Source organism: Actinomadura sp. NPDC048032 (assembly GCF_040653175.1).
In the GTDB taxonomy this organism is placed as follows: domain Bacteria; phylum Actinomycetota; class Actinomycetes; order Streptosporangiales; family Streptosporangiaceae; genus Spirillospora; species Spirillospora verrucosospora.
The window spans coordinates 1-10766 of the sequence record NZ_JBEZJP010000282.1; the positions used below are offsets into that span (position 1 = coordinate 1).

A 10766-nucleotide genomic window follows, 5' to 3' on the forward strand; every position below is an offset into this window, starting at 1 on the left:
GCATCGCGGCACGGTAGGCCGACTGGAGCACCGTGAGCGGGCGCCCCTCCATCACCTCGAACGCGCCCATCTTGCGGCCAGGACCGCGCCCACGGCGACGCCGACGGCCTTGTCCTCGGGGGTGAGGCGGTTGAGCGAAAGTCGATCGAAAAGACCGGACATGCAGGGAATCTCCTTGTCTTCCATGGCGCCTACCGGGTTAGCTGACGGATTCGGGCATGGAAGCAGCCCTACGGCGCGACTCTCGGGCGCGCCGATTCACCCCAGAAACGTGGGTCCCCGGCTCCGCTCCGGTCACCGACCGGACGGACTCGGCCTCGCACCGCGGGAGCGGTGCAGGTATACGGATGTTCTCTCTGGCAGATCTTGATGAGGGGGCGCGCGTCGATTGGCGCGCATCGCGTGCGGATACCGCTCCGCGATCCTCGGCCGCGCATGGTGCGGCCGGTGGCAACGCATGGGACGCGCTGCGTGATTCGGGATCGAAGGTACCAACCTTCTCAAGAAAAGCAAACCAGGCATAAAGTAAAGTCTTGCCTGCTCAAAGCCCTCTCAAGAGACTCCCAACACCGGGGCGGCGCCGCCTCTTCCCGATCTTTCTCGAGAGGCGCCCAACCCCTTGCCCGCCGCCCTTACCGCGCCTTCGGGAAAAGGTAAAGAAGATCGAATAGGGGGCGTCGGACGGTCTCCGCCGAGGCGGCCCGCCACCCGGCCGCCCCGCCGGGTGAGGCGCACGTCACACTAGGTGATCTTCGCTGGCCAGCCGTGCCGTCCGTCACCGCGAGGCCCGGACGGTCACTCCACGTAAAGGGCGAACAGCGTGGTGTCGTCCGCCGCCCGGTCGTGCTCCATCCGCGCCAGCACCTCGTCCAGCACCCGGTCGGGACGTGTGGAGGAGTCCCGCAGGATGTGGGTCAGGCGGACGATCCGCTCGTCCAGGTCCGCGTCCCGGCGCTCCACCAGGCCGTCGGTGTAGAGGAAGAGCATGTCGCCCGACGTGAGCCCGGTGGTGATCGTCGTGTACTCCCAGCCGGGCATGGCGCCGAGCATCGGGTCGCGGACCACCTCCAGCGGGGTCGCCCGCCCGTCCCGGACGAGGATCGGCGGCGGATGGCCCGCGCACGTCCACTCCAGGACGTGCCGGGACGGGTCGTAGTGGGCGACGATGGCGGTGCCCGTCGCCGGCGGGTCCATGGCGCCGATCAGCTCGTTCAGCCAGCCGACCAGCCGCCCCGGGCGCTCCCCCGTGCAGGCGAGGCCCAGCAGGCCGTTCCGGGTCCGCGCCATCGCCGCCGCCGCCGGCAGCCCGTGTCCGGCCGCGTCCCCGATCGCGAACATCGCCCGCCCGTCCTGGAGGGCCTTGGTCGCGAACCAGTCGCCCCCGATGCGGGCCGTGCTCTCCGCCGCCATGCTGCGGATCGAGGTGCACAGGCCCGGCAGCTGCTCGACCTCGTCCTCGTCCGGCAGGATGGCCCGCCGCAGGGTCACCGCCACGCGCCGCTCCTGGGCCGTCCGCGCCTGCTGGCGCAGCATCTGCCGCCGGGTCTCGGCCAGCGCGCGCTCCACCCCGCGCCGCCGGGTGATGTCCTGCGACACGATGTTGATCGAGACGGGCAGCCCGGACTCGCCCAGCACGGGCTCGGCGAACACCCACAGATGGCGGGGCGTCCCGTCGTGGCTGATCACGCGGTGCTCCGCCTCTACCGGTTCACGCCGCGAGAACATGGTCTGGACGGCCTCCTCGACCAGCGGCAGGTCGTCGTCGGCCACGACCTTCGGCAGGTCGTGCGGCATCGGCGGCACCTCGTCGGGAGACAGGCCGTAGTTGGCCAGCATCTGCGGCGTCCAGTCCGCCTCCCCGGTGGCGAGGTCCCACTCCCCGAACCCGATCAGCGCGAGCCGCTCGACCCGCTCCAGCCGCCGCGCGATGCGGTCCTCGGCCAGGTGGTACCGCCATGTCACGCAGATGCCGGTAGGCACCCGCACGCACCGCACACTCATCCGCGACGAGCGGGACAGGCCCCGCTGAGCCGTCGAGTACTGGATCGAGGAACGTTCCAAACGCGTCCCGGACTCCAGCACCCCGACGTAGTCGTCGAACAGGCCGCTGAGCACCGCCCCCGGGTCCGTCCGCAGCAGCCGCAGTCCGGTCAGCTCCTCCCGGCCCCGCCCGAACATGTCCTTGGCGACGCCGTTGAGCTCCGCGAACAGGAAGTCGACCACGCTGCCCTCCGGCCCCCGCACCGGGACCAGGTGGGCCGCCGAGTCGAGCGCCCCCTCCAGCACCGCCGTCGCCGCCGGGTCGTCGGGCACCCTCGCGAGGATCTCCGCGTCCCCCGCGGTGTCCTCGGCCGTCACCCGGCGCAGGACGTCCTCGGCCTCCGACAGGACCGCCTGGCGCTCCGCGGGCACCTCCTCGGTGCGGGGCGCCCTGCGCCCCGCCACCACGGCCCCCACCGGCCCGCCGCCGCCATCCTTGACCAGCAGCGACGCCGCCTCGGCCATCTCGATGTCCAGATCGCGCGCGAGCCAGATCAGGTGCTGCAGGGCCTCCCCCGGCGGGACGCCGAGACGCCGGGCCAGCACGACCCGCGCCTCCGCCAGCACGGCCCGGTCGCGCGCCGCGCCCCGGAGGTCCTCCACGTCCGCGCCGGGCACCCCGGGCTGCGTGCCTTCCGCTTCCGCCAACCCCGTCCCCCGTTCGGCGTCACCTGCCCCTGGGAGAAAAAAGCTACATACGTCAGTGAGGGACTATTCGCCCATGTCCCTGCAAAGAGGCTAGATCTTTGCCCGGGTTTTCCGTTCACGCCCGAAGCCGACCACTTCCGGTGACCGTCTCAAAACGGACCCGTTCCCCGCCGTGTGACCCACGTCACACCCGCGTCACCTGCCGCGTCAGCGAGGTGATCCGCGCCGCCGCCGTCCCGAACGGAGTCCCCGCCGGATGCAGCGTCAGCACCACCACGATCTTGTCGCCCACGACCCCCGTCGTGTGCAGCACGGGCCGCCCCAGCCCCAGGTCGGGCCGCCACGCCGCAGGCCGCACATGGCACGGCTCCGACGGCGTCTCCCCGAACCCCGACCACCCCTGCTTCACGGCCCACGGCCGCTTCACCGCCCGCGGGATCCCGAACGTCTGGTCGAACCCGTCCGTCCCGCAGGGCGTCGACGCCCGCAACTGCCGGAGCACGAACTCCCGCTGCCCCTCCGGCGCCCGTTCCAGCAGGTACCGGTACATCCGCACCACGTCCCGCGCACTGAGCGCCGTGTACCCCCAGAACCCGGGCTTCTCCGCGGGCGGCGGCGCGGTGTCCTCCAGCCCCATCTTCCGCACCATGCGCTCGATGATCTGCTTCCGCCCGCCCCGCCGCCAGAACTCCGTGGCGGCCCCGTCGTCACTCGACCGCAGCATCGGCACCAGCAGCCGCCGATCGGCCGCCGACACCTCATGCCGATCCATGTAGTCCAGCGCGATGAGGATCTTCACCACCGAGGCCGACCGGAACGTCCGCCGCGTCGCCCGCGCGACCACCACCCGCCCGGCGGCCCGATCGAACACCTCGTACGAGGCCCGCACACCAGCCGGCACCCGCACGACCGGCGCCTTGGACGGCGCCTCCGAAACCCGCGGCACGGACCGCTCCGGCTCAGGACTCCCACTCACCGCCCGAGCCCCTCCACCGTCCCCGCACCCGCACACCAGCCCCAGGCCCAAGACCCCGGCCAGCACCGCCCGCAAACGCACCATCAGGCCTGCCTACCAGAGATCCGCGCCCCCGTATCTCGGTACGCACGACCCCGCAGACTGCGCTACAGTAATCACGCCCGCTCAAACGGGCACCGGGACGTAGCGCAGTTTGGCAGCGCACTTGACTGGGGGTCAAGGGGTCGTGGGTTCAAATCCCGCCGTCCCGACAGGTCAGAGGCCACTTCCGATCTTCGGAGGTGGCCTTAGTCATGTGCTGAGTGTCCAACTGAGTGACTAGGGCTTGCGCTGACCTGGCATCACTGCGAGCCCCTCCCCTGGCATACCTCGGTGGCACCCTCACGCCCCACAGCTTCGCGAACTGCCTCAGGCCGGAGCCCTCGACATAGACTCCTGGGTGCAGCGACGCCGCGAGGGAGGGCACCGATGCCACACAAGCACAAGAGAGCCAAGCGCCCCGCGAGCAAGATCGATTTCTTGACCGTAGCCGAGGTGGCTTCGATCATGCGCGTCTCCAAGATGACCGTCTATCGCCTGGTGCACTCCGGCGAACTGCCCGCTATCCGCGTCGGCCGGAAGTTCCGCATACCCGAGCCAGCAGTTCATGACTACATGCGCGATATCGTCATCGAGGATAAAGCGGTCCCAGTCGAGCACCGTGTTGGCCTTCTGGCTCGGTCCTCAGCACGGCGACCTGGCGAGTCTGATCAACTGCACATCTCCCCCGAGGTGTCACTCGACACCAAGGTCGATGTGGGCGCTCTCGCACATCGTGTGGCAGATGAGGGGCAGATCGTCTACTTGACTGAGCACGGCCAACGTCTGGCCGCCGTCGTCCCCGTGGAAGTAGCGACTGAGTTGGCCACACTCGGAGACGACGAACGCTCAGAGCTACTCACTGAAATCGCCGATACGCTGGCCGCACGTCGAGCGCTGGAATCTATAGCATCCGGCGAGCCAGTTATCACCTGGGAGGACGTGAAGAGCCGACTGGAGCTGTAGCCGTGGCCGCATACAAAATAGCGATGCGAGCTGGCGTAGAGAAAGAGATCGCAGCTCTCGACAAGCCGGTTCGGCGCCGCATTGTCGCAGCCATCGACGCACTAGCAGACAACCCGCGCCCGGCGGGCGTCGTCGCTCTCCAAGGCGTTTCGGGAGCGCTCCGTATCCGAGTTGGCGATTATCGCATTATCTATTGCGTAGAAGATACCGAGTTGATTTTGCTGGTGATCGACGTCGGCCACCGGCGGGAGATCTACCGGTGAGCGTGCGCGGCGGCCGGTTCCGCCATGAACCGGCCGCCTACGGTTCACGGCGGCTACAAAGGTGTGCCAGTGCCCGGGAAGATGCGATCCATGGCCGTAGCGCCACCCTCGATCACGGGTCTGATCTGGAGCCGGTAGACCGTCTCTGTGACGGCCGTCCCGCTGTGGCCGCACAGGCGTGCGATGTCTTCGATGGCGACCCCGCTGTCGGACAGCAGGGATACGAAGCTGTGCCGCATCTCGCGGGGCGTCCAGTCCGCGGCCGGTAGTTCGGCCTTGGCGAGGATGTGCCGGAAGGCGCGCCTGACGTTGTGCGAGTCCAGAGGCGTCCCAACTCGCGACGCGAACACCAGGCCGTGTTCCTGCCACGCATTACCGGCCGCCTTCCTCGCGGCATCCTGCCTTCGACGGTGGGCACGCAGCGCCTCCACGCATCGCGCCGGCAGGGCCAGCGTCCGGCGAGACTTGCGGGTCTTTGTGTCCCCGCCAGCTCGCACCGAACGCCAGACCATCACGGTCGGCGGCACCGGCGGTTCCGCATCCGGCTTGCCGACAAGATCCACATGGGCCCACGTGAGCGCTCGCAGTTCCTCCGTGCGAGCCCCCACAAGCAACGAGAGCACGACGTAGGCGTCTAGGGCCGCGCCCTCCGCAGCGTTCAGCACGGCTTCGGCCTGTGCGAGCGTGAGCGCTTTGGAGGGCCGCCCCTGGCGTCCGGTCGGGACGTCGCATAGCGCCACTACGTTCCGCTTGACCTTGTCGCGCGCCTGGGCGTTCCGTACGGATCGGTTGAGAATCGAGTGGATCAATCGGAGACTCCGCGTGCTGAGTTCGGCTGCCTTCTCCGCTAGCCACTTGTCCACGTCTTCAGCGGACAAATCGCGAAGCTTCCTCGCGCCCAGCCTTGGGATGATGTGCTTCTCTGCAAGGATGCGGTAGTTTCCGACCGTCCCGGCATCGCGACCGTTCAGCCCGTAGGCGAGCCAGTACCGAACCGCCTCCGCAACGGTGTAATTGCCAGGGCCGACGGCCAAGCCGTCCTCATGGTCGCGAACCTTTTCCTTGAGCTTGACTAGTGCCCTGGTCTTAGATCGGTCGCTTGCCCTGCGCACGATGCGCTTACCGTCTGGGGTGTATCCGACCGTCACGGACGCGATCCAGCGTTGCCGCCTGTCGTCCCAATGAAGCCCCCCTTCACCGCGTGGACGGCGCTTCTTGTCAGTCACGGGGCCCCGGCCTCACTTTCCAGTAGTTCGATGTACTCGATAATCGCGCTGGCGGGCACAAGGCGAACGCTGTGCTCCGTGACAGTCCTGATGCGCCCCGCGCGGACCAACTCGTAAACCCGGCTCCGGCTGAACGGGAGAATGCCGGGCAATTCGGAGACCTTGTAGAGGGGCTTGAGGCCGTACAACTCGGCCGGACTGGGCATCCTCGTGGCCATCTCGCAGTGGACCCTTCGTCGCTGATCGGTCGTTTGGGCAACCCCGGCGGTGCGCGGGGTGGCTTGGCGCCGCCGGCTGTGCTGTGCGGGAGGGGCTGAAACATCTCGGCATCTCGGCATCTCGGCAGATGTGCCCGTGAGCTGCGGTGATGGGTGCCGAGTTAGCAGTGATCGGGCTTGGGCTATCTCGGCAATCGGGGGGTTATCTCGGCAACCGGTGCCGAGATGCCGAGATGGACCTTTGCCGGGTTGCTGTATCTCGGCAAGAGTCTTCGCAGCTCAGTGGCGGGTTTGCCGTGATGCCGAGATGCCGGGATGTTTCAGCGGGTTCCGTGCCGGGTCACTGCTCATGGTGTTCCACCCAGAACACGTTGCGGTTGCCCCGGTCGTGTTTGGCCGAGCGGATGACGTAGTCGCCGCGCCACCGGCCGGCCTGCCCGGTGAGCAGTCGTCCGAGGGACAGGGCGTTGGGCAGTCGGCCGGTGTGGGTGGTGATGAACTGCCCGTCCCACCGGTCGTGTTCGTCCAGGCCGACGCGGTCGGGGTCGCCGGAGCGGCGCAACTCGGCGGCGGTCATGGGCTCGGTGCCGTGCAGTTCGTGCCAGCAGGCCAGGAACGCGCGCCAGCGGGTCTCGTCCTCGTCGATGCCGCGGACGTCGGCGGCGTTGGCGAGGAACCCGTCAATCCCGTGGTGGGCCAGGAACCCGCCAAGGGCTTGCGCCCACGGGGTGAACTGCCGCATCGAGACCGTGTCGGCTCGGGGCGCTCCGTTGCCGGTCCAGTCCAGGACCAGGACCAGGAGGTGCCACAGCACGGTGAGCTGGTTGCGTGGGTCGGTGATCCACTGGTCCAGGTGCGGGATCCCGAACCGGGACTGGTCGCGCTGCTCAGGCCGCGGCATGTTGGGGTCCAGATGCACCCGGACGGTGCGGGAGGCCATGTCCCCACCGACCTGGAGGTTGTTGCCGGTGGCCATCCAGAGCCGGTCGTTGACGGTGGCGATGTTGCGGGAGGCGCCCAGTTGGCGGTCGGACCAGACGCCGGCGGTGACGAGCAGGGCCAGGGTGGCCGAGTCGATGACGGTTCCTTCGGCGAGGTTGTCCCACACCACCACGCCGACCTGTTCGGCCAGCACGGCGGTGATGGATTTGCGGAGTTCTTCCTCGGTGTAGGCCCAGGGGATGACGCGCTGGCCGTAGAGCATGCCGGGTCCGCCGGTCAGGATGCTCTTGCCGGATGCGGGCATGGTCGCGTCGATCAGCGCGAACGGCGTCAGTGACCGGGTGAAGTGCCGCAGGATCGGGGTGACCAGCAGCGCGAGGTAGTTCGCCCGGTCGGCTGCACTGGCCCAGGGGAAGTCGCGCAGGAACCGGTTCAGGACGAAGTCGCGGGCGGTGTCGACCTGTTCGGCGGTGGGATGGTCGGGAACGGGCGGTAGCGCCACCTTCGATGCCAGATACAGGCCGGTCGCGGCGTCGTAGCCGGGGCGTTGCAGAAGGGTGCCGTCTCGGCGGAGCACCGGGGCGCCGATCACGCCGCGCAGCGGGGCCAGGCCGGGCCAGGTCTTGCCAGCCAGCACTGAGGCCAGGATGTCGCGCGGCGGGGTGACCTCTTCTTCGAACGTCTCGGTTCCGCCGTTGCCGGTTCGGCGGGACCGGAGCCGGTAGACGTAGGCGTGTTCGGCCAGCAGACCCGCCAGGGTGGCCGGGGTGACGGGGCTTGCGGTCACCGGAAGGGGCGAGTCTTCGTCGGCGGCCGGGGAGGTCTGCCCGCCGGACACGGTTTCCATGTGGACCAGGGACCCGGCCGAGACGTAGGTGTCGGGCAGGGCGCCGTTGGCGAGTTCGGACTTCAGCACGCGAATGGTCTCGGGGCCGGATCCGACTTGCAGGTGCGGCTTGGTCGTCATGCGGGGACGCTCCTGGGGCGTTGGGTGCCGGCGCGGAACCCGGACCGGATGGTCCGGCGGGCTGGCATGGGTGCCAGCCCGGCGCGCACGGCGGCAGCGGTCAGCAGTTGCTCGGTGTCGTCGGGGTCGAGGGCGCCCCCGGCCACGAGCTGGCCGAGGGCGACCGCGGCGCCGTACAAGGTGGCGTTGCGGCGCCCCTCGGGGGCGTCGGCGATCGCGTTCAGGCTGGCGGTGAGCGCCTTGTTCAGATAGGCGCCGCGGTTGCCGGTGGACAGGCGCACCGTGACCGGCTTTTGCGGCGGCAGCAGCGCCGGTCGGAGCCGTTCGGCGAGCCAGCCGGGCAGCGGCGCCGGGGCGACAGTATGGATCGGCGTATAGGTGCCGGTGCCGTCGGGCAGCTCCACGAAGGAGCCGGGGCCCAGCACGTAACCGCCGTCGCCGCGGGTGTCGACTTTCCAGCCCAATCCCTCGCCCCGGTCTCCGGAGGTGTTGGTCAGGCGGACGCCCTCGGGCGCGGTGAAGTACAGGTGCGATCCACCGCGGCGGGTGCGGACGTGGAAGGTCTCCAGCGGCATCGGCTGGCCTGCCTGTTCGCACACCATCGCGAACACGTCGGCGCCGTCGTTCACGCCGGGCACCGCCCACCGGGGCGGCGGGTGCTCGCCGGGCTTGGGCATGTCCAGGTCGATCACCAGCAGGCGGGAGGGCCCGCACGCAATCCCGATGTTGTAGGGGCGCCGGGCCCAGATACGCCGGATCACCTCGGGATCGGTGGTCGCGACCTTGGTCCACCGCACCCCGTGGGGCGGCTCCTTGTCCCCGGGGGCCAGCGGGAAGACATGCCAGCCGCGCGCGGCGGCGGCCAGCGCGTAGCGCGCCAGCGCCGCGGCGGTGGGCCGGGGCGGGACGCGCGACCGGGCGGGAGTCGGGGGGGTCATGCTGCGGTCTCCTCCGAGGTCGGGCGGTCGGCGGTGAGGCGGGCCAGCAGGGCGGGCAGGGCGGCGGCGCCCTGCTGCCAGACGACGCCGTTGCCGAGGGCGCGAAGCTGCTGGTTGCGGGTGAGGTCGGGAACGGCGGTGACGTGGCCCTCGGGGAGGCCCATGAGCCATTCGACGAACGCGGGCGTCAGGCGTGGTTGGTCGTTGCGTCCCCGCTCAGTGGGAGCGGGAGCTGGCCGGCCGCAGATTGCTTCCCATCGATGGACGGCGGCGGTGTAGGGGCCCCAGTCCAGAACACGTCCAGGAGCGTTTGACTGGTGGTGGTCGTGGTCGGCTTGGGGTTCGTGCGATTCGCGGTCGAGCAGCGCGACCAGTGCACGGCGGTCGGCGTCGGCAGCAGCGTCACGGCCGTCCGTAGGTCCAGGCCCCCGCTCCCGTGGAGGCCGGCGCCGTTGGTGTCGGAGGTCCGGGGCGTCGGCAGCAGCGTCCCAGGCGAGGACGATGAGGCGGCGACGGTGGTGGGGAGCGCCGACGTCTGACGCGCTCGCAATGCACCACTCCGCATCGAACCCGAGGGCGGCAAGGTCGGCGAGGACGTCGGCGAATCCAACTCGAAGATGGCGTTCGACGTTCTCCAGCACGACGAGGCGGGGTCGTAGAACGCGAATGGCAGCGGCGACGTTGGGCCAGAGGTGCCGTTCATCGGCGGTTCCCTTCTTGAGGCCGGCGGCGCTGAACGGCTGGCACGGGTAGCCGGCGGCGAGAACGTCCACCGGCGGGACGGTCGTCCAGTCCACGGCGGTGATGTCACCCAAGTTGGGGACGCCGGGCATGTGGTGGGCCAGGATCGCGGCGGCACCGGGGTCTGGGTCGGCGACCCATACGGGCGCGACATCGAGCACGGCGGCGACGGCCATGTCCAGCCCGCCGTAGCCGGTGCACAAAGATCCCAGGGACAGCGGGGGTGATGAGGTCATGCGGCGTTGCCTTCCAGTCCCAGGACGGCACCGGCCGCGCCGTCAGTGTCGCCCTGGCCGCGAAGCGCGGTTTCTCGCATGGCGGTCTCTGCGCACGTCTTGTGGCAGGGGCGGCCGTTGTCGTCGCGACAGAACGCGCCCCGGCCGCAGTGCACGCACGGCAGGCGGCGTCCGCCACCCCAGTGCGCGGCGGAGTGCCAGTCCAGGCCGGTGCGGGGGCGGGTCATCGACGGCCCCGGCGCTTGTGCTCGTTTTGGGCGTAGGGGCGGTGGGCGAAGGTGCGGTACTCGCGGCCCTTTCCGCCGCATCGGTCGCAGGCCCGGTAGGCGTGGCTGAAGAAGGTGCCGCGGTGGCGGCCCGAGCCGTTGCAGCGGGGGCAGTTCTTGTAGGGGTGGATCCGGATGGAGATCGCGTAGCCGAGGCCGTAGACGGCGGCGGCGAGGATCAGCAGCAGCCACCCGCGCCCGCCGCCGTCGTCCTGGGGGGCGGTGTCGGTGGCGAGCGGGGCGAGCGAGTGCAGCGCGGAC

General features: G+C 69.8%; 8 protein-coding genes, 1 tRNA gene, 2 pseudogenes and 1 riboswitch. Of the genes and pseudogenes, 3 read left to right on the top strand and 8 right to left on the bottom strand.

Features of this window, described 5'->3' with window-relative positions; all coding sequences use genetic code 11:
* Positions 1-51 precede the first annotated feature (51 nt).
* The 3 genes from AB0C69_RS28850 to AB0C69_RS28860 all read right to left on the bottom strand — a co-directional run bounded on the left by AB0C69_RS28850 (position 52) and on the right by AB0C69_RS28860 (position 3634).
* Positions 52-186, bottom strand: a complete 135-nt coding sequence (locus AB0C69_RS28850; protein WP_360358313.1) for a hypothetical protein — start codon at positions 184-186, stop codon at positions 52-54.
* Positions 174-327: riboswitch (cyclic di-AMP (ydaO/yuaA leader) on the bottom strand. Its footprint overlaps the gene before it by 13 nt.
* Before the next feature lie 468 nt (positions 328-795).
* Positions 796-2688, bottom strand: coding sequence for a SpoIIE family protein phosphatase (locus AB0C69_RS28855; RefSeq protein WP_360358314.1), 1893 nt, complete (start codon positions 2686-2688; stop codon positions 796-798).
* A 184-nt stretch (positions 2689-2872) separates the two neighbouring features.
* Entirely contained in the window at positions 2873-3634 is a 762-nt protein-coding gene (locus AB0C69_RS28860) for a hypothetical protein (protein ID WP_360358315.1), read from the bottom strand.
* A gap of 207 nt (positions 3635-3841) precedes the next feature.
* Here AB0C69_RS28860 and AB0C69_RS28865 point away from each other — a divergent pair.
* The 3 genes and pseudogenes from AB0C69_RS28865 (at position 3842) to AB0C69_RS28875 (ending at position 4971) form a co-directional block, all read left to right on the top strand.
* Positions 3842-3915: transfer RNA gene (locus tag AB0C69_RS28865), tRNA-Pro, on the top strand.
* Between the two features lie 217 nt (positions 3916-4132).
* A pseudogene (locus tag AB0C69_RS28870) lies at positions 4133-4327 on the top strand (helix-turn-helix domain-containing protein); the annotation flags it as partial.
* A 383-nt stretch (positions 4328-4710) separates the two neighbouring features.
* Complete coding sequence (locus AB0C69_RS28875) at positions 4711-4971, top strand: type II toxin-antitoxin system RelE/ParE family toxin (protein WP_360358316.1); 261 nt, start codon at positions 4711-4713, stop codon at positions 4969-4971.
* 53 nt (positions 4972-5024) lie between these two features.
* Here the strand turns inward: AB0C69_RS28875 and AB0C69_RS28880 are convergent, their stop codons facing one another.
* The 5 genes and pseudogenes from AB0C69_RS28880 to AB0C69_RS28900 all read right to left on the bottom strand — a co-directional run.
* Complete coding sequence (locus AB0C69_RS28880) at positions 5025-6197, bottom strand: tyrosine-type recombinase/integrase (protein ID WP_360358317.1); 1173 nt, start codon at positions 6195-6197, stop codon at positions 5025-5027.
* Positions 6198-6755: 558 nt separating this feature from the next.
* Complete coding sequence (locus AB0C69_RS28885; protein ID WP_360358318.1) at positions 6756-8324, bottom strand: hypothetical protein; 1569 nt, start codon at positions 8322-8324, stop codon at positions 6756-6758.
* Entirely contained in the window at positions 8321-9262 is a 942-nt protein-coding gene (locus tag AB0C69_RS28890) for a bifunctional DNA primase/polymerase (protein ID WP_360358319.1), read from the bottom strand. The genes AB0C69_RS28885 and AB0C69_RS28890 overlap by 4 nt, the downstream gene beginning before the upstream one ends.
* Positions 9259-10239, bottom strand: coding sequence for a DNA cytosine methyltransferase (locus tag AB0C69_RS28895; protein WP_360358320.1), 981 nt, complete (start codon positions 10237-10239; stop codon positions 9259-9261). Before AB0C69_RS28895 ends, AB0C69_RS28890 begins: the two co-directional genes overlap by 4 nt.
* A 223-nt stretch (positions 10240-10462) precedes the next feature.
* Positions 10463-10766, bottom strand: a pseudogene (locus AB0C69_RS28900) (hypothetical protein); the annotation flags it as partial.